Raw genomic sequence first — 20,512 nt, forward strand, 5'->3', positions numbered from 1 at the left:
TCCAACAAAGTCTGTCACTTTCTTTGCTTAGCAACTCCCCCTTATAAAGTTACAGACTTCCCTTTATCGTCAATAGATTTCCCCCAAACCTATCTATGAGCACTTTGGTAATTCGCACAAATTTTCTTATTCCTCACAGCTACTTTGATGAGTTTCTCAACATCAATATTGACTCATAACTCACTAGACTGATAGCATCCCCACTTTATTGATTTTGCAGTTAATATCGAACAACAAACAGGCAAGGAATCGCATGTTTAAGGTAGACAAACTAATTAGCTATAAAGGAAGCAAGTATGCAGCCACACGCTAATTTCGTTCAGCAATCCAAATTCAACCAAACCTTGTTAGTCGATGCCTTTGGCCAGTCTTACGTTTTTGTTCCTCGGCATAGCAGCGCACGTCATCAAGGTGAACAACTCCACAGCTGCATAGATGCTTATTGGGCTGAATCCTTGCTGCAAAACCATAGCACCATGTGGGGTTACCAGTTTGACGTAAACAAACTCTATTCCAACATAGCTGGCGATTTTATGGCTAACCATAAAACTGAGCAGCAAAAACATGCCTGGTTAAGTAAAGCCATTATCAGTGGCGAAGTAAAAGTGTATAAGGGTGAAAGCTTTGCAGGCAATGCCCCAACAGATACCGAAGGCGGTATTCCTGTAGCGACTTTGCCAGAGAAAAGCGCTGCCCCTCGGGCCACTCCAGCCAAGGAAACTTTAGGCCAAGGTGGTAAGGTTGAGCAACAATCATCTCAGCCTCCAAGTTCTAGCCAGCAGAAACAAGCAAAAACGGCACCTAAGCGGTTAAACCCAGCCCAAACAATCAACGAAGCAAGCACTCGTTTAAAAATAGCTAAAACCGCGATTACCGACGCTAAGGCAGCAAATTCTGCTCTTCCCAAAACGCCTTATACTCTAGAAGACAAATTAGCCATAGTAGAAAACGGTCTTAACGAAAATATTCTTGTTAGGATAATTGAAACCGCTCATTCAGGAGACTCAGGAACCATTGGCCAAGTAAAAGGTGGTCGAGCAGTAACATGGACCGCACCAATGAACCAAGTAGAACATGCCGATAGTGATGCTGAGCTTTTATTAAACGCTTTTGGTACTCGATATAAGCCTGAAAAAACATACACCATGTTGCTTATAGATAAGCAAAAAGTTGCCGATGCTGGTGATGTTGTTTCTGTCATTCCAACATTTGATAACATGAAGCAGATGATTGCAGGTAACCCTGATATGGGGATCGACCCAAACATTGCTAACAAAGTGATGAATGAGGACTTTGCCCCTAAGTATGAAGAGTTTGCTAATAATGCTTGGGATGCAGGAGTCGACATGGATACCCCTGACGACAGAATTGATTATGCCATTAACGAGCTAGGTTACGATGTCGACACTGCCAAGCTTTTGAGCAAGCGGCATGACATCGCGACAAAAATTAGCGCGTGGGAAATTTTCACAGGTAATGGAATGACCCGTGATACCAATGTCACTAGTCATATCGCTTATGGCCCTGTTGAAGTGTTTACTTACGATAAAAACCCACAACAACTAGGCAAGTTAGAGAGCCTAGGGGCAATTAAGCGAATTGATTTATAAGGTAGTTTTAATGAAATTTGAAAACTTACGTGTTGATGAATTAGATAACAACCCAGACACCGTTTTAAACTTTAAATCACTAAGGTCTAACGGTAAATATCGTTTCTTCTACTTGTTATTACAGCACGATTATTTAGTACTGGCATCAAAAGGCATTTTCCCTTCAATAAATGGAAAGCCTGAAAGGGTGACTGGCGGTACCGATATTGAAATACCCAAAAGCGGTCTTCAGTGGTTCATCAATGCTATTGAACAGAAGTTTATGAGAACAGAGGCTGAGGGCGGCTTGAAAAGGGAAGAGCTCACATTTAGTGAAGTAATTGACGGTGAAAAGCTTGTCACTAGTCGCTGGTTTGGTACTTCTGGCTACGCCTTGGCAAATGCAAGCCGAAATCTACATAGTAACTTCGGGGGAGAAGGCCAACAGGAGTTTTGCTTTACCGATAAAATGCTATTTGATGAGGGCTTGCTAGACAACCTTAAGGTAATTGCTGAAAAAATTGATCGCGGCGAGTTATAAACATCCAAGAAACATGTATTGACGTTAATAGAGCAAAATCACAACCGTTGTTCTGAGTTCGAAGACTCAGCTGATGTTAGCTGCATTCCTAAAGCAAAGGGAAGTTCAAATGAATTATTCGAAGCTTTCAGCGTCATCAGGCCTAGCGCTAGTTGAGTTTTCAAAGAAAAACATCTCATCTATTGAGGAAGCCATTTACGACTCGATATTAGCGCAATTAACGTTTATATCGGATGAAGCTAAACAAGGACGCAACCCTAGAACTAGCCTCCCTAAAGGGAAGACATTTACCTATGGGGTTCTTGCTTCAAGAAACTTTGCCTCTCCAGAAGAACTAAAATTAAAAGGGCTTTTAGATGAAGTTACATCGCACCTATACCCCGAGGACTATCAATAAAAACCGCAGCACATAAAATATCATTGTCTATTGCTAAACACTCCACAATGACATGAGCACTCAAAGAGTTAAAGTGGATTATAAAACAGGCCGCTTCATCGATATTGGCCTGAAAAAGCTAACAGGCAGGCTAGTGAGTTAAAAACTCATATTCTAAAAACATATACACCGATTAATGATCAATTTGATGTAACTGGACAAGTGTTGACTTTGTGCGAGCAACTATTGAATGGCACAATAAAAATAGCCATCGACGTAGATGACTTGCCTTTAAAGTATCAAACTCGTGAAGGCTTATTACCCTTCAATGCCAGTAAACATCAAGTGAGTCCATTTTGATTATCACCGCGACATAAAAAAGACAAAAATAGTTCATCTAGTGTTCATCAACTAACACTAAGGTCTAGAGTTTTCCATCTAGAAGGATTTAGTAAAGATGAATTTTCGCAAGGAATGGCTTGCCATAATGCCACTCGGCTTGGTGTTAGCTGCATGTAACGATAATGACAACACCACTACGCCAGCCCAACCGCTTACCATTAATGTTTTGCACATTAACGATCATCATTCTCACCTGCAGGCTGACACAGGTATAGACCTAACCTTAACTGGCGAAGCGACGCGTGTATCGGTAGGTGGTTTCCCTAAAGTAGTCGCAAAAATAAATGAACTCGCCGCCAGCAAAGACAATGTGTTGAAGCTGCATGCGGGTGATGCAATTACTGGCGATCTTTACTACACCTTGTTTAAAGGTGAAGCCGACGCAGCACTGATGAACGAAGTATGTTTTGATGCTTTTGCCCTTGGTAACCACGAGTTTGATGGCGGCGACGCTGGCCTTAAAACATTCTTAGAGTTTCTTTACAGCCCAACTTGTCAAACTCAAGTATTAGCCGCGAATGTAGAGCCTGAAGTTGGCGTATCGCCGCTCGCTCCCGTTACCCGTTGGGACTACTTCCAACCTTATATGATTAAGTCTTTTGGTGATGCCAAGGTAGGTATTATTGGTATCGACATTGCAACTAAAACCAAGAACTCTTCAAGCCCAGACGCCACCACCCTCTTTCATGATGAAACCACTACCGCCCAAATGTACATTGATGAGCTAAAGGGCCAAGGCGTAAACAACATTATTTTGCTTACTCACTACCAGTATAAAAACGATGTAGAGCTAGCCGCTAAGCTTAGCGGCGTAGACGTGATTATTGGTGGTGACTCGCACACACTATTGGGTGACTTTGCCGACCTAGGCCTAAATACCCAAGGCGATTACCCCACCATGCTAACCAACTTAGACGGCGACCCTGTTTGTGTCGCCCAAGCGTGGCAATACTCTGCGGTAGTAGGAGATCTAGCCGTAACATTTGACGGCAACGGCAAATTAGCAAGCTGTACGGGTACGCCACACTTAATGCTGGCCGACAGTTTTAAACGTAAAGACAGCACTGGTACTCGTGTTGAGCTTACAGGCGCAGACCGAGATGCCGTCACTGCGCAAGTAACAGCAAACACTAATCTGTCTATCGTAACGCCAGACGCCAACGCAGCTGCCGTACTAGCCGTATATGCAGAAGAAGTAGACGTACTAAAACAAGCGGTTGTGGGCGATGTAGCGCAAAACCTATGTTTTGAGCGTATCCCAGGCCAAGGCCGTAGCACCCTTTGTGATGTATCAGCCACTAGCGCGAATGGCTCAGACATTTCAAACTTGGTGGCTCAAGCATTTTTAGAGCAAGCGATTCGTGGCGATGTATCGATTCAAAACGCAGGCGGAGTGCGTAACGACGTACCGCAAGGCAATTACACCATTGGTGATGCATACACCTTACTGCCCTTTGCTAATACCCTTGTTTATCTAGAAATGACCGGTGCAGAAATCAAAACAGTACTGAACGAAGCGGTAGATTATGCCCTAGACCCAGACGGCTCTACCGGTGCTTACCCTTACGCAGCAGGCCTGCGCTACAAAGTAGATATGTCACAAGCGGCCGGTTCCCGTTTATACGATATAGAAGTGAAAGCCAAAGGCACAACTGATTGGGTTGTTTTAACTGATGATGCCAGCCTTACCGTCGTCACTAACGACTATATTGCTGGCGGCCGCGACGGTTACTTTAGCTTTGCCGACATAGCAGCAGACGAAAGTAAGTTTGAAGATAGCTTCCTCGATTACGCACAATCATTTGTTGATTATGTAGAACGCCGCAGCACTATCGACAAACTTCCACTTGAAAACTACAGCACTCAAATGTTCTACGATGTAGACGGCAACCTGCAAAACTAGAGCGACTTACTCACACTAAAAAGCCCGCTACAGCGGGCTTTTTTCTATCGATTCATCGGTTTATATTACTCAAATATGCATCTAGCTATTTAAGGTTATCGTTTCAGGAAACCAGTGTGACCATACCATCCAGAACAAACCATTGTGGGTAGGTAATTGCTCGCCATCACCATCTACCAAGTATGCAAAGTCGTGTTCAGCATCATATTCTATTCTTAGTTCTTGGCCTGCAACCTCAAAGGTTTCGCCTCCAAAAGTCCGCGCATCATCAATGCTAAAAGCAAATTGAAAATCTCCGCCGTCGTAACCAAATATCAGTTCTTTCTGGTTATAACGCGCATCGTCTAAACGCAAGGTGGGAAAAGCAGCTTCATCTTCTCGCTCTTTATCAAACTGTACGTCTAACGCATCTTGAAACGCAGTGTTAATCATCTTGTCTAAAGGACGGTCATAGTGATAAATAAATACTTGGCCATTTGGGTAAAGCTCTCGAGCTGCCGACCAAGACATTAAGGTATTAGGCACCTGTGTTGGTTTGTGATCGGTAAACTCTGATTCCATCGTAATTTGCTGTAAAAACACGCCAGTGTTGGTGTCTTTAAAGATTAAATTGTTGTGGGTTTGAATCGATACATTTAGGTCAGATTCACCTAAACCATAATCTGCTTCAATCACTACTGGCAGGTTAGATAAACCACAAAAGGTCATGGTGTAGTCGGTGCCATCTACATTCCAGCCAGCAATATGGGGGATTTGTAAATGCTCGCGAGGGAACATTCGAACGTCGTCACCTACCTGCACCACATACATCACTTGATCGTCTGGTAATACCGTATCTGCATATCTCACATCAAAGTACTCAGCATTGTGCTGCTTTGACGGAAACACCGTTTGGGTAGCGTAATTACTACACCAAATGCCTAGAGCCACTAAGCTTGAGCATGCAAGCATCACCGAACGTGGCCAGAATTTACTTTTTAGGTTAATTAAGCATAAACCTAGCATCATCAATACATTGACTACACCCACCAATACTCGATGCTCGAGCAACCAAATAACAATGCTTCTGTCGGTGCCAAACTTTTGCCCAGGCTCAGTAACACCAATTGCAGAACCTACACTAACCAATACGATTAACACCGCTAAACTATAAAAAATAATCTTTAACTTTGATTTACTCATTCGGATACCCTTTCGTTAAATTCAAATGCTAGGCTTGGTAACACCCATGGTGTTCAGAGCCCAAATACCAAAATCACAAGCTAACCAACGTATCTTCTCTCACCTCTCTGCTTTAACTTTACTGCATAAACACTTGGCTAAAACGTCATCGAGTTGCTTGCGATTGGCCTGCCTCTTCAGCGCATTCAGCAGCTTTAAAGGCAACCTAATTAGCGCGTTGCTAATTCATAAGGCAAGCTTACTCACACTCCGATTATCGAGTAAGTAGGCTGAGCGGAATCGATTATTGCGATAAATGAAACAATAGAAAGACGGCGAGTAAGGAGATAGCAACAAAGCACTAGGAATAAAGAGGAGTAAGGTAAAATTGAAGGACAAACAGCAGAAGCCTTCACCACCTATTCTCCGCTTATTTAAGTTCCAATGTTTCAGCTAGAAAATCCATCAACACTCGAATTTTTTTGTTATGTTGCACGTCTCTGTGGCACACCAAGTAGAGCGGCAATGCGGGGAGTTCTATGCCAACATCAAGCTTGATTAAGCCTGCAGCCTCACACAGTGTTTGGTGGCTAACCACAATACCAGCATGTTGTTTAGCGAGCTCCAATTGCAAAGGTAAACAATCGGTACGCAACAAAAACTGTTCGTTTTTAACTGACATACCTAATTGCCTTGCCCCCTCTTCAAACTGCGGGTCGCGGTCGTAACCGAGTATTCGATGTTGAAACAAGCTCTGCGAGTCGCAAGGTTCACCCTGTTGGGCTAAGTATTCTAGGCTGGCATAAAAGCCGAGAGGAATATCAAACAAACGTCGGCAGTACACATCCAGTTGAGTAGGCGGAAACATGCGAATAGCCACGTCAGCATCACGCTTATCTAGGTTACTGGCGTGATTACTCACCTCAACCTCTAGAGAGATTTGAGGGTAACGTTGCATAAACCTAGACAATAAACCGGGTAAATAATGCAGAGCCATTAGCTCATTGGCAGATAAGCGAACACGACCACTGAGGGTTTGCGCTTGCCCAGTTGCTAAACGCTGCAGCTTTTGGGCGCTACTTTGCATGTGTTGGCACTCTTCTAGCAAACCCTGTCCAAAATCGGTCAGGCTTAAACCTTGGGTACTTCTATCAAATAAAGGCTGGCCAAGTTGCGCCTCCATAGCCTGTAACTGACGGCTTAAGGTAGGTTGTGATACAGCTAATTTATCGGCCGCTCGGCTCAAACTACCTTGCTCAGCGATAGCTAAAAAATACTGCCACCATTGCCAGTTATCGCTATTCATATTTGCATACCCTTTGCTAATTTTTGGCCATTCTCTATTTGATTATGAATCATATAATTAGTTTATCAACTGGAGGAAAGAAAATGAAAACAGCACTTATATTAGGCATAAGCGGTAACTTTGGATCAGAAATGGCACACGCATTAAAACAGCAAGGCTGGCAAATAAAAGCGCTAATGCGTAACCGCGCTAAAGCGCCATCATGGCTAAACGCACAACACATCGTAGAAGGTGATGCCAGCAACTATCAACAGCTAGCCGCTGCGGCAGAAGATGCAGACTTAATCGTATACGCAGTTAATCCTGCCTACCACCGCTGGCAAGAAGAAGCCCTGTCACTATTAGAACCTAGTGTGCAAGTGGCCGAGCAATTGGCAATACGGCTATTGTTTCCCGGTAACGTGTATAACTACAGCCCCACAGAGCACGCCATTGACGAGAGCCACCAGATGCAACCTATCACCACTAAAGGCAAAATAAGGGTGGCAATGGAACAGCGCTTACGCAAAGCCGCTGACAACGGTGCAAAAATTACCATTGTGCGAGCAGGTGATTTTATTGGCCCCAATACCCATTTAAGTTGGCCTAGCATGCTGATTAAATACAAACGCAATCATACTCAAATGGCTTTTCCACATAATGCGCAGCATCAGCACTTTTGGTCTTACTTACCCGATCTATGTGCCAATACCGCTCAAGTACTCCAGCTTACACAAAGTGACTTTGAGGTATGGCATGACCCCGGTTTACGCCTAAGCACCAAAGATTGGCAGCAGGCCTTTGAGAACAACCAACAGCCACTGCTCACCCGAAAATTTGCGTGGTGGAGCTTCGCTCTCCTGTCCCTATTTGTACCCACCATAAAAGAGGTACTAAGAATGCGGTATTTGTGGCGTCAACCGGTTTTGCTAGATGGCAGCAAGATGAAGCAAGCTTTAAGTACTCATTACCAAAGTACCCCACTCACTCAAATACTAAAACAACTGAAACCGGCCTAAAGAATAGGCGGCCGATCCCCAATAAGTCGCCAATTCTTTCTTATACTTAATCACCAAAAACCAGCCACTAAGCAACCCAGGTCAAAGTAAGATGGCGAGTGATTAACGTAATCTATTCACCTAAAAAGCCTTAGCGTTGCTCACTAATAACGCTGATAACCCACAACAAAAGAACAGCCTATGACTGAACGAGACAAAATGCTGCGTGGTGAAGTTTACGACCCTAGCGATAGTGAACTCACAGTAATGCGCACTCAAGCCAGATCTATTTGCCATCAATACAATCAAACAACCCGCCAGCAAGCTGAGCAACGCAACCAGCTGCTACATGAATTATTCGGCAGCATTAAAGGCGCAATTAAAATTGAGCCTCAGTATAATTGTGACTACGGCAAGAATATTTCGGTAGGCGACAACTTTTACATGAACTTTGCTTGCGTGATCCTTGATTGCGGGCCTGTCACCATAGGCGATAACTGCTTTATTGGGCCACAAGTGGGTATATACACAGCTTGCCACCCTATCGACCCAATAGAGCGTAACCAAGGTATTGAATTTGCTAAAGGCATTACCATTGGCGACAACTGCTGGATCGGCGGCCATGCCACTATCAATCCAGGGGTAACATTAGGCGATAACGTGGTCGTGGCCTCTGGCGCAGTAGTAACCAAGAGTTTTGGTAACAATGTGGTGATTGGCGGTAACCCTGCCAAGGTGATAAAAACCGTAGAGTAAATGTAACTAGGCATATTCATCATTTTTAAGCTCATCCCCATTCCGCTCAGCCTAGGTGTGGAACTCTACTTTTTATCTCACAATCAATAGAAATACTGCACGGGATGACTATCTACCTAATTCAACACAAGTTTACTTAGCAGCGGGTGGGTATGCCTAAGACTCATTGGTCTACTATCAAAATGCGAATTTGCGAGAATGTGCTTTAAAAAAACGCGCGACTCCCTTCCTCAATAGCACTTAACTCACTATAAAATAAAAATAATTTAATAGTGGCCTAATACCTGATCTGTTCCCTATGGCATATCACCAACGATAGGGAATACTAATGAAAAAACTGGTTGTTACTTTTGGCATTAGCGTTATCTTGCTGTTTGCAAATTTCGCATCCGCCACGATCATTAGCGATGACATCTACCTGTCCTGCTCACAAGATTCAGGTTCGGCAAGTGCACTTTGCGAAGGCAAAGGTGCTATGGCAGCAACGGTAAGTGATGAAGTCGAGTTCGCAGACTACTTCAACTTCGATAACTCACTCAGTATCGATGTATTAGCCGATTCTATATTTGTGAGTTTTGACAATGGTCCATATTGTGGCTGGTTTACTTGTAGTGGACAGGGATTTCTCAGCTTTGTACTGTCTGATTTAGATTGGATAGGCATGCCTAATGCCGCGTTAAACGGTATTGATGTCATCACTAACATGAGTGGCGTACAAACCGGCTTTACTGCCGACAGTGTATCGTTTGCTTTGCCTGAAACTACCGTAAACAGCTCTATGTACCTGCAAATTGACTTGCTCACAAACAGTGTTCAAAACAAGCCTAGTGTTAGCGTAACAGAACCAGCCAGTGCAGGCGTATTCGCCCTAGTCGTGTTTGGTTTAGCTGCTAGGAGAATAAAACAACAAAAGCTGAGAACCAATACTCAGTAATGTAGGGGGGTATCGGTAGCCTCTGTAGCGGTATCAGCCACACCCGCTAGCGATATAAACCCACCATTTTTCAGCCGAGTAGAGCCCATTCACTCGGCTTTTTTAACTCACCTACCCGCAAACTACCCGCAAAGTATTTGCCACTGCCAATGGTTTACTCTTACAGTATATAAAGCAAACTGAGTCACTCAGCCACATTCAATTGTTTATTGAGCGTTATGTGAATGTTTTTCTAAGGTGAAGCGTTCTAATGAACAAGCAAGATATAAGTTTAAGTCAACAGAACACCCCTATATCCATATAGATAGCACCTAAACAGATAAGGAAAAACGATGACAAAGCAATTCATTCCGCCAAAAGTCTGGACCATGGACAGTGAAAATGGTGGCCAATGGGCCAGTATTAATCGACCGGATTCAGGGGCACGCCACCAGCAAGATCTAGCAGTAGGCTCCAACCCTTTACAACTCTATTCTTTAGCCACACCAAATGGCCAAAAAGTCACTATTATGTTGGAAGAACTGCTTCAGCTAGGTGTTGCAGAAGCCGAATACGACGCCTACTTGATTAACATTGGCGAAAGCGATCAGTTCTCTTCAGGCTTTGTTGAAGTAAATCCAAACTCTAAGATCCCTGCTTTAATAGACAACTCTGGCGGAACACCAATACGGGTTTTTGAATCTGGGGCAATTTTGCTTTATTTGGCTGAAAAGTTTGGCCAGCTATTGCCTAAAGATCACGTCAAACGCACCGAAGTAATGAATTGGTTATTTTGGTTACAAGGTTCAGCGCCTTATTTGGGTGGCGGTTTTGGTCACTTTTATGCCTACGCACCAGAGAAATATGAGTACCCGATTAATCGATTCACCATGGAAGCTAAGCGCCAGTTAGATGTATTAGACAAGCAGTTGGCAAAACACCAATTCCTAGGTGGTGACGAGTATTCGATTGCAGATATCGCCACTTGGCCTTGGTATGGCAACGTAGTGTTAAATACCGTATACGAAGCTGCAGAGTTTTTAGACGCCAGTAGCTACACCAACCTAATGCGCTGGGCCAAAGACATTGAGCAGCGTAAAGGCGTACAGCGTGGTCGTATAGTTAATCGCGCTTGGGGCGAAGAGTGGGAGCAATTAGCCGAGCGCCACAGTGCCGCAGATATTGATGCGATATTAAATAAAAAACCTTAGACCTAAGCCTCTCACACACAAAAAAGCACCCTAAGGTGCTTTTTTCGCTTTCATTTATCTCACTTGGATATAACTGCTGTAGCTGCTTTTACCGCAATCGTTACGCGCACTTACACTGAGATATTGCGGCGTAGTTGATGATATCGTTAAGCTATTATTAGTTGCATTGGTATAAAACTCCCAACTCGACCCGCTCCAGCCCATCACTTTGTAGTAACTAGCTTGGGCAACTTTGGTCCAAGTTAATACCCCTGAATCGACTTTCAGCCCAGTAGGGACAGTCGGTGCGGCACTACAAACGCCACTGTCACTTGCCATACTAATCGTAAGATATTGAGAAGCATTGCTCGCCTTACCACAACTGCTTATTGCAATTACTCTCGCGTAAGCGGTACTGCGCTGTTCACCGCTTACAGTAAGTGAGGTGTTCGTGGTGGTATTGTAATCTTGCCATGCACCGTTACTTTCACTCCAACGCTGTACCTTATAGCTACTTGCTTTAGTGACCGCTGGCCAGCTTAAAGTATAAGTATTGCTGCCAATATTACTGGCGCTAAGCGGTGAGGGCGCACTAGGAGCCTCACACTGCTCAACGCTACTTAGCTTAACTTCTACCCAAGAAGAAGCCACCGCTTGTTCGTTACAGCTATTCACCGCTATAACACGAACAAATTGGGTGCTATTGGCGATTAGTTTGGTGAATGAAACTTGATTAGTGGTTACCGCTGGTTGCGAATGCCAAGCGCTGTTCACCCACAACTGTGAAATATAACTAGTAGCATTTTCAGCCTCTGGCCAATGAGCACTAAATGAGCTTGCAGTAAGATTGCTAGTGCTTATTGAAGTGACTTGCTGCGGCGCCTGACAGCTACCAGTATCCACTAATGTTACAGCAACTTCCTCAGTGTAATCACTTTCACTGCAAAGGTTACTGGCTTTAACCCTCAGCTTTACCGTTGAACCTTCTGGTAAGTTGTTCAAGTTATGTGAGGTTTGCGAGGTGCGAGTCGATACCCAAGAATTGCCGTTAAAATACTCTAATTGATAACCTGAGGCATGGTCAACCGGAGACCAAGTTGCGCTGAGTGAATCACTCATTAAATTACTGACCACCAAATTCTTTGGCGATCCCTCTATAGCTTGACACTCTCCATCACCACTATTTCCAAAACCAGTTTCGGTTAAGCGACCGTTTTCTTCTACAATTTGAATCAGTGAATCATTGGTTATTTTTAGGGCTTGTAATTGACCGCCATAGTAATCAGACATACCAACATCTACACGCCATACTTTACCGTTACAAGCTTGGTTAATGCTGCGTTGCACAGTATGCGCAACCACCATCCGTTTAGCGCCTAATTCCGCCAAGGTTTCTTCTAACTGGTTACATGTCGCGCTAGACATAGTACCGCCATAGTCTCTGTTCCATAGGGGGCCAGATCCGCCAACAGAAGATGGTCGGCTAGCGTAACCTTTCATCCACTGGCTAATTTCATCATTGACTCGCTCTAAACCATAGCGCGCATAAGCTGGGGTAATTCCTCCATGAATAAATACTGTTTGCCCAACCATTACAGTAGCGTTATGGGTAGATAAAATATTGGCATAGGGGCCACCAGGCTTAAACGCTACTGCTCGACCACGCTGCTCACTGGGCAAACGGGTTACTGCAGAGTCGGAAATTCCTGAATGATAGTGGTCACTAAACTGACTAAAGCCTCCGCTCGTAACATAACGAAAATCTAGTTCTACATTCATGGTTTCATGGTTGCCGTTTAACACCAGTACTTGGCCACCAGCTTGTTCTGCTTGCGCAATAAGCTTTTCAAATAGATCCAGAATTTGCTTCTCGCCATTTCCTCGATCGAGTTGATCCCCCACCTGAATAAAGGTACGGCTACCGCCAATCCAGTTATTACTAGAATTAATAAGTCCCGCTGCGCGCAGTATTGTTACCATTGCATTAAAGTCACCATGCAAATCACCAATGGCAAACACTTCTTGCTCGGCAGGTAAAAATGTAGAAGGGCGAGCACTAAGCTCGGCACAACCTAGCAACAACACAATCACGGAAAGTGTTTTAATTAGTTTTCTAAACATTTCAATAAACGTCCTATGTATTTGAAATATAAAAAGCCAAACATATAAAATGTTTGGCTTTTACAATTTAACGCTCAGTGATCGTTACATCATCAAGATAAAAATCACGTTGCGGCTGTGGCCCAAACACAAACAAGCGCACGTATTTCAGCTCACCTTGCAGGTTATCAATAACAAAGCCGCCTTCAACATCGGTCCAAGCAGTTGCCACGGTTTGTTGAATAGGTGCCAGCCAGTGACCACCAGTGTCATCGTAGTACCAAATTTGTAACTTAACATTATCGGTAGCGGCAGCCATTTTCACCTTAGCGCCTAAGGCATAACTGGTATTAGCTTTAATCACACCACCCAACTCTTGCATTGGGCCATCATACCAATTGCTTCGAGCGGCTACTCTCATCGCTTTACCGGTATAACCTAGCTCAGCCTGAGACAGCGAACCTCCCCAATAAGTAGTCCAACCCGCTAAATTAGCGCCATTAAAGTCACCATTTTTAATAAGGTTTTGCTCGCTACCATTGTCAGGATCGGTAGGTTCTTTTATGAGGTTTACAGTCACATAGCTAGACGCTGAACCCGCTTGGTCGCAATTGTTAATAGCAACAACTTGCGCATAAGCCACGTCGCCAGTTTCATCAATAATGGTTGCTTGGGTTTCCTGAGTCACTAGCACCTGCTGCCAAGCCCGCTGACTTTCATTCCAGCGGTTGACTCGATATTTGGCGGCACCATTTACGGCCGACCAATTTAAGGTATAGGAAGAACTAGCAACCTCGCTGGCAATGGGTTTAGCGGGTTTTGCCGGCGTTGTACATACCGGCGTATCATCTAGCATGGTAATTGATACATAGTCGGAGGTTTCACCCAACTGACCACAAGCATTTATCCCCACAACACGAGAGAAATCTGTAGTGCTGGTAACACCAGATACCACTGCTTTATTCACATCTACAATATCGTAACTTTGCCAAGTACTCGTGCTAGCACTCCAGCGTGTTACTTGATATTTAACCGCATGTTCAACCACCGGCCAATCCAAGGTATAAGCGTTGCTGCCTACTTCACTTGCACTCGGTTTGTTAGGCTTACTCGGAATTAAACACTCTGGAGAATTATCACCTGGACCGCCCCCCTCAACCACGGTTGGATACCAGTTAGCGATTTGCTCACTTAAACTATTAATCGAACTCACTGCATCAGCACCAATTGACGCAGCCTTATCTACACCACAGGCATAACCCAAACAATCTGAGCGAGTAGGATCAGAGAAGCGGTCAACTCTAGTACGAGTACCAAAAGCTGAAGGGTAGCCCATAATGGTACTAAACTGACCATTTACCCCATAGCCCAAACCATAGCCAAATACTCCACCAGTATCCCCTTGAGCTCGCGAGTGTGTAAGGCCAATGTTGTGCCCCACTTCATGTGCAAAGGTCATTGAACTACAGCTGGTTCCACCACCAACTAGGTTGTACGCATAATCTTTAGCATAACTTGAAAAACGTCCATTGCTTCCGCTACCTACGTAACCAATACCACAAGCACTATTGGTAGGGTTGGTCAGCAATGTCACTACATCTGCGCCATATTCTGAGCGCAAACTTCTTACAGTTGCATCGCTACGTAAACGACTTAACGCATCACTCGTGACTTGTGTAGTGCCTGCCACATTCATTTCTTGGCTATGTACTAATCGCAGGCGAATATCTACTTTACTATTCGCGTAAAAGGTATTGCTTGAGCTAATGATGTGGTTAATGTACGTCTCTGTTGCTCCACTATGTTCAGCATCAATTTGACTGGTATAAAGAACCATAACGTCTACCGTCTCATTAGCCATCGCTAATTGAGGACTAAATAATAACGTGCTGCCCACACACAGGCCTGCAAGCAATTCCTTTGCTGCTTTTCTGACATTAAACATGTCTATACATCCTTTGTTTTTTAATAGAATTAGAGATTAAACGGTGCGCGTTTATTGGATAGGCGGAGGGTTAAGCTTTGCATCATTAGGAATGGCTACACTATCCTCGTCTATCCAAGTTTTGAGGGAGTCTTGATCTTTACCTGATATCAGCCAACCTTGGCTTTGTTGCCCTTGCATGAAATACACATCAGATGACGTTGCGATAGTCGCAAACATGGCGCTGCTACTTTGCGTAACAGTAATAGAGTAAGCCTTGTCATCATCACCTAAATAACGACCTGAAAGAGTTCTGTCGCCATTAGCATGCACCTCTACAGCCATCACTTTCGGCGTATATTCGGTATTTAATTGGGGTAATGCTATCTCAAAGGAATCGCCTAAAGCTAAACCAACAAACGCGTTATTGTTATATTCCACAAAGCGTCGATCTATATTATGAGATTCTAATTTGGCGTATTGCGCAGGTGTTTGTTCAATATTCTTCCATAGCTTAATAGAAACATGACCTAGCGGGGGTGCACTGTATGTCGAGGGCTTATTTGGCGCATCAATTGAAGCAAGCACTTCAACATTTTTATCCATTACCTCTTGTTGTAAATCAGAGTTTGTTAGGCTTAGAATTGGCGATAACTCTGGTTTATTTTCTACAGAACTCTCTCGCTCAACCTTAGTGATAGTGGAATGAGGATTGCTTCTGGATATCGTCATATCACTGATAAGCCACCCTACAGATAGACTCAGCCCCCCAAGCACCAACCAATACTTGTAATTCACGCTTCCCTTCCCTGTTAACACTCTCTTCCCGAGAGCCTACTAATACAATAATACACAAATATTATCTTTAGATATTTTTGTCAATTAAAATAAAAACATAATCGTCTGATTATTAAGTAAATTTCTACAAAATGAAGCGGGAAAAGCTAATGACAAAAAAATAATTAACAAGCTGTCAGCACTACTTACTACGATAAAGTTGCTTGGAAAAATGACAGACCGGTTGAAATTTCCCTAGAGTTAGCAGACTGCTTTTGTAGTTTCGCAGAGAGTAGCTGATAGCGATTAAGGCGGGGAGATGGAGCGCCATGGTGCCGTAGATATTGATGCGGTATTAAGTAACAAACCTTAAGTACTCGCAACCTGCTTTTAGCTAAATATACGACCTAGCAAATTAATAAAGCCTCTTTTGAGGCTTTATTAATGTTTCAACCACAGCAACTAAATTGGCTTACTTATTGGCGACTAAAACCCATAAGGTTTCAAATAAGTCATTATCTTCCACTTCCAAGATTAACGCTCTCAATGCATTGGGCTCTATGTAATCTGCTTGGTGTTGAATATATTCTCGCAATGAAGCATCTTTAATCGGGCCTCTTACTTGCTCTTCTATCCACTGCTTTGCCAGCTTTGGTTGGCGCGCTAACATAGCCCTCACAAGCGCCCCGCTGATACTTAACTGTAAGTCTTCTGGATAGCGGTACAACTTTTCAATTTGCTGAGTAAGCTCATCATTGTTCAGTGCTGAGGAGGCATTAATTACCATTTGATGAGTGAGTGATGATGAGAGTTCAGGCTGTTCTAATAAAAACTCTAACGCGAGGTTTGGCTGCACTTGAGCCCATTGCGTTAATACACTTGTTGTTGCATGGGTAGCCGAACTTTGTAGTTCAACAGTTTCTAGCCACTCCAAAGCTAAATTAATATTTTGCTCAGCCAAATCATTAGCAAAAGCGCTAATCAACAAACTGTGATTGGTTAAGCCTTCAGGTAACTTGGCAATGAGCTCTGCTAACTGTTGTTTGTCTGCTAGCGGGTTCAACATAGCGCTTAATACTATGGCTTGGTAAAAACTGCCCATTTCTGGGCTACTTTGTCGCTCCAACCATTCCAAAACGGCTATCAAATCATATTTAGCCCATTCTTCTAACAAAGCCATTGATCGGACGAAGTTTTCTTTAGACGCCGCACTACCAATTTGCATCGCTAATTGACCAGCAAAATCTTCACCGCTATTTTGAGATTGCTGATACTGAGGTGCATCTCCCATCGATGATGTAGCCCCTAAGGAAATTGCTTCAACGACAGTGTTATTAAAAGGCTTTAGCTTAACCGGCGCTAGCTGGTTCTGTTGAACAGTCACCCACTCAGATAATGGCTCGCCTTTACCATCAAATATCTTTAGTGAAAATGCGCCATATATCAGCAGGCATAAAATTGAGACCATAATTAAACGTCTGACTTTCAACATTAATTGGCTCCACCACTGAGTATTAATAGTTAACCCGTCTAAGCCACAGCAAGAATCTATTTACCATCAAGCTGTGGCCATATTCATTATAAAAGATCTTTTTCCCATCAGGACGAATAAAACATGTATCAGTAATTAAGATTACACACTTCACTTTAAACCGTTTGGAAAAGAAACCTCAAGATCAAACATCAATTAGATAAGCTGGGTTGGCTTACTATATTGTCGGGTCTAAAAGGTTTAACTTCTCCTCGTTTAGACGCATCTATTTCCACTAGGCTATACATCGCTCGACGGTAGTTATGTATCTGGTTAGGTGCAGTGGGTGTATAACCTGAGTTTTTACCGTTTAAATGATCGTGATAAAACGCCCAGTAATTATTTGCCCAAGATACCACCGAGCCATGGTTAGTGCCTGGATTACCAAATGGGTGAACCATAATGCCCCGCTGGTCAAAGTTCGATAAGGGATTATTGTTGTTCCATGCCACTGCCTGCTTAATTTGGTACCCGCCAGGATAAGGCCATTGAGCTGGCGCAGTAACACTTGCCCATTGTAACCACAGGTCATTACCAATCATGTAAGCATGAGGTCCTTCCAGATAACTGCCCGGCTCTAACATTAAGTCGAGCGGGTTATAAATGTAATTGAAGTTAGCATCAATTTTAGCGGCCCAAATTGCTTTGTTACCACCACTGCCATTTTTAGCATAAAAAATGTACCACTGGTTCCCCACCTTGATAACCGACGGGTCAAAAACATGATCAAAATTATTAGTGGTAGCGATAGGTGCGGGCCTCGCAACAAATGGGCCTGCCGGAGAATCGGCTACCGCAACACCAATGGTTTGATGGTTATTGTCACCCCTTACACTTGGGAAAAACATGTAATACTTGCCGTCGTCTCCTTCTACTACGTCAGCCGCCCACATAGTGGCACTATTGCCCCAGCCTTCAGCAGACTTTCTAGCCCAAGGCACATCTTTCTGGCGTAATACCAAGCCGTGCTTCTGCCATGTACTTTGATTCAGTGAGGCATCTGCAGAAGAAAAGACTTGATAGCCCGGCATACAAAATCCGGTATTTGCCCAAGGCGCATAAGCATGTTTTTGTAGTTTGTCACTGCGTATTTGGCAAAGCTCTTTACTGTCTGTTGAGGTGTATACGTACAGGGTACCGTTAAAAACTTTAGCGGTAGGATCTGCAGAACCTACTGGTTGCCATTTATTAAAATGTGGATTATTACCTCCATCCCAAATTAAATTTGGCGCCCACACTTCAGGCAATAACGTTCTATTTCTTAATGTTTCAGCATATGAATTTACGACTAGCATTGGTGTAAGCATCACACCAATCACAATTTTATTAAAGTTCGTGAAATTATTTTTATTTATATTCATTACTTCACTTCTCCTTGTAGAGCAATTGCATTTAGAATTATATTTCTTCAGTAATAGCTAATTAATTCCGACAACCACGCCGATTAAAAAACCATCAACCCGAGTAAAGCTCACCTTCCGCTAAAAACCATAATCCTTTATTAGATAAATAAAGAGTCATTCACAAATACAAAAAAACGTAAAAGAGTTGGAAAATTAAACACTAAAAAAAAATACATTTGGTGGTTATATTTTGTTCAGTTAATTTTCCGTTTTTAATTACACAGCAGAAAAAAGAGCGGTATGAAATTGTCGAAAAGCTTTGCTTGCAGAGAAGATGGTGCCTCTAGTTACACCTAAAAGTGAGCTAACTAGCATTAGCTGAAATGGAGCGAAGAAACAGTATGAGTAAGGCAAGCGGAATGACTATGACACCTTTAGGCTAATAGCCATGTTAGCAAGGTGCTTAGAGAAGTTGATTGACGGTTTTTAGGCTGTACAAAATAGTAAGCATTGCCTGAACTCATTTGCTCAGAGTTTGGCGAGATTAAGCGACCCGCTCAACCTTTAGGCAAAGATGTTCAAACAGTTACAAGCTTAGAGGCAAGCAACTTCTGAAAAATATAGAAGAGTTCTACTGCATTGTGCGCTGAATAAACACATCAAATTTTCAGTAATAGTTAGCACAAAAAAGCCCAAGGATTTTGCAATGCTTGGGCTACTTCATGTTTCAAAAAATGTCTCGCGAGTAAAGCTACACGCTATTAGGCATTTTTCTTCTTACGCGATACACCAAGACCACATAAGCTCAAACCTAGCAATAACACTGTTGCTGGCTCAGGAACGGTTACCGCATCAACAATAGAAACCTCAGAACCGAAACCCACAACATTTGTTGGTGCATAAGTACCAAAACGCTGACTTCCATCAGAGAATATGGCTAATGCAGTGGCACCAAAGAACTGGTTTCCGTTTAAGCCAACGGCGTCTGGCGCACTTAAGAAGTCAATGTCCACACCAAAACGGAAAAATTCACCCGCATCAAAATCACTAAAGCTAATCGTTAAAATACCCGAGCCATTTAGTGCATCATTAGCAGGAAAAACATGACCTACAGATGAAGAAGAGCCTAAAGTAATAGGGCTGCTGCTGTTACCAGGGCTAGTATCAGTTGAATCAAAAAATGTGCCAATTGAGGTTAAGTCCCAAGTAATAGATGTAATTTGCTCGCCATCTGTTGAATTGTTAAAAAACTGCAAAGCGTTGTTGCTACCAAAAGTGGTGCCTTCAATAATTAAACCACTAGAGATTGGGGTGGCTTGTACAGCCGCACTCAGCAATAAAGTACTTAGTAATCCGATAATCTTTTACAAAGTCATTCCTTAAGTCTTGAAATAAATATTTGTTGATAGTGTTATTAACGTGGCGACATAGGGCATAATTCAAGCCAGTTACTAAGCCACTGATATTATTAATGTAATTCATCGCCTTACCCGTACTATTAGCTAAAGTGTAAATAAACTTGACGATTTAGCGCCGTATATTTTTAGGAGAATATGGAGGCAGTAATTAGCCACAACGTAAACTAGCCAACCAACAACAAACGCTGAATCGCCCCCAGAGCGGCTCAACCAAAAAACGATTAACGCGCTTAAGCCTTTCAAAAAAAAAAAAAAATACCAAAGAGTCATATAGACACCACGCCGCACACCAAACAAAGAGTCAC

Annotated in this window: 16 protein-coding genes; 8 read left to right on the top strand and 8 right to left on the bottom strand. The window is 43.2% G+C overall.

Translation table 11 applies throughout. The annotated features are described in order from the left end of the window. Positions 1 to 296: 296 nt before the first annotated feature. The 4 genes from FFR00_RS04800 to nadN all read left to right on the top strand — a co-directional run bounded on the left by FFR00_RS04800 (position 297) and on the right by nadN (position 4,811). Positions 297 to 1,610, top strand: a complete 1,314-nt coding sequence (locus FFR00_RS04800; protein WP_137672228.1) for a hypothetical protein — start codon at positions 297 to 299, stop codon at positions 1,608 to 1,610. A gap of 10 nt (positions 1,611 to 1,620) precedes the next feature. Next, on the top strand, positions 1,621 to 2,130 hold the full coding sequence (locus FFR00_RS04805; RefSeq protein ID WP_137672229.1) for a hypothetical protein: 510 nt from the start codon (positions 1,621 to 1,623) through the stop codon (positions 2,128 to 2,130). A 109-nt stretch (positions 2,131 to 2,239) separates the two neighbouring features. Beyond that, entirely contained in the window at positions 2,240 to 2,527 is a 288-nt protein-coding gene (locus FFR00_RS04810) for an immunity protein Tsi6 family protein (protein ID WP_137672230.1), read from the top strand. A gap of 436 nt (positions 2,528 to 2,963) precedes the next feature. Next, entirely contained in the window at positions 2,964 to 4,811 is a 1,848-nt protein-coding gene (gene nadN, locus FFR00_RS04815; RefSeq protein WP_137672231.1) for an NAD nucleotidase, read from the top strand. 81 nt (positions 4,812 to 4,892) lie between these two features. On the opposite strand, the gene FFR00_RS04820 is transcribed toward nadN, so the two are convergent. Continuing rightward, entirely contained in the window at positions 4,893 to 5,993 is a 1,101-nt protein-coding gene (locus FFR00_RS04820; protein ID WP_137672232.1) for a DUF3179 domain-containing (seleno)protein, read from the bottom strand. A 409-nt stretch (positions 5,994 to 6,402) separates the two neighbouring features. Further along, the gene (locus FFR00_RS04825) at positions 6,403 to 7,278 is read right to left on the bottom strand and encodes a LysR family transcriptional regulator (RefSeq protein ID WP_137672233.1); all 876 of its coding nucleotides are present in this window, start codon (positions 7,276 to 7,278) and stop codon (positions 6,403 to 6,405) included. An 83-nt stretch (positions 7,279 to 7,361) separates the two neighbouring features. On the opposite strand from FFR00_RS04825, the gene FFR00_RS04830 reads away from it, so the two are divergent. The 4 genes from FFR00_RS04830 (at position 7,362) to yghU (ending at position 11,135) form a co-directional block, all read left to right on the top strand. Continuing rightward, a complete protein-coding gene (locus FFR00_RS04830) occupies positions 7,362 to 8,276 on the top strand; it encodes an NAD-dependent epimerase/dehydratase family protein (RefSeq protein WP_137672234.1) in 915 nt (304 codons plus the stop codon). A 180-nt stretch (positions 8,277 to 8,456) separates the two neighbouring features. Continuing rightward, positions 8,457 to 9,011 (top strand): sugar O-acetyltransferase, encoded by a 555-nt coding sequence (locus FFR00_RS04835; protein ID WP_137672235.1) that lies wholly within the window; start codon positions 8,457 to 8,459, stop codon positions 9,009 to 9,011. A 328-nt stretch (positions 9,012 to 9,339) separates the two neighbouring features. Continuing rightward, complete coding sequence (locus tag FFR00_RS04840) at positions 9,340 to 9,945, top strand: hypothetical protein (protein WP_137672236.1); 606 nt, start codon at positions 9,340 to 9,342, stop codon at positions 9,943 to 9,945. Positions 9,946 to 10,277: 332 nt separating this feature from the next. Then, positions 10,278 to 11,135, top strand: a complete 858-nt coding sequence (gene yghU, locus FFR00_RS04845) for a glutathione-dependent disulfide-bond oxidoreductase (protein ID WP_137672237.1) — start codon at positions 10,278 to 10,280, stop codon at positions 11,133 to 11,135. Between the two features lie 54 nt (positions 11,136 to 11,189). On the opposite strand, the gene FFR00_RS04850 is transcribed toward yghU, so the two are convergent. From FFR00_RS04850 to FFR00_RS04875, 6 genes are all read right to left on the bottom strand, one after another. After that, entirely contained in the window at positions 11,190 to 13,235 is a 2,046-nt protein-coding gene (locus tag FFR00_RS04850) for a fibronectin type III domain-containing protein (RefSeq protein ID WP_137672238.1), read from the bottom strand. A 67-nt stretch (positions 13,236 to 13,302) separates the two neighbouring features. After that, entirely contained in the window at positions 13,303 to 15,159 is a 1,857-nt protein-coding gene (locus FFR00_RS04855; RefSeq protein WP_137672239.1) for a zinc-dependent metalloprotease family protein, read from the bottom strand. Between the two features lie 51 nt (positions 15,160 to 15,210). Next, positions 15,211 to 15,936, bottom strand: coding sequence for a hypothetical protein (locus tag FFR00_RS04860; protein ID WP_137672240.1), 726 nt, complete (start codon positions 15,934 to 15,936; stop codon positions 15,211 to 15,213). Positions 15,937 to 16,387: 451 nt separating this feature from the next. After that, complete coding sequence (locus FFR00_RS04865; protein WP_137672241.1) at positions 16,388 to 17,407, bottom strand: hypothetical protein; 1,020 nt, start codon at positions 17,405 to 17,407, stop codon at positions 16,388 to 16,390. A gap of 191 nt (positions 17,408 to 17,598) precedes the next feature. Beyond that, complete coding sequence (locus tag FFR00_RS04870) at positions 17,599 to 18,807, bottom strand: family 43 glycosylhydrolase (protein ID WP_137672242.1); 1,209 nt, start codon at positions 18,805 to 18,807, stop codon at positions 17,599 to 17,601. A gap of 743 nt (positions 18,808 to 19,550) precedes the next feature. Beyond that, on the bottom strand, positions 19,551 to 20,126 hold the full coding sequence (locus FFR00_RS04875; protein ID WP_161985092.1) for a PEP-CTERM sorting domain-containing protein: 576 nt from the start codon (positions 20,124 to 20,126) through the stop codon (positions 19,551 to 19,553). Positions 20,127 to 20,512: the final 386 nt, after the last annotated feature.

Source organism: Agarivorans sp. Toyoura001, assembly GCF_005405585.1.
In the GTDB taxonomy this organism is placed as follows: domain Bacteria; phylum Pseudomonadota; class Gammaproteobacteria; order Enterobacterales; family Celerinatantimonadaceae; genus Agarivorans.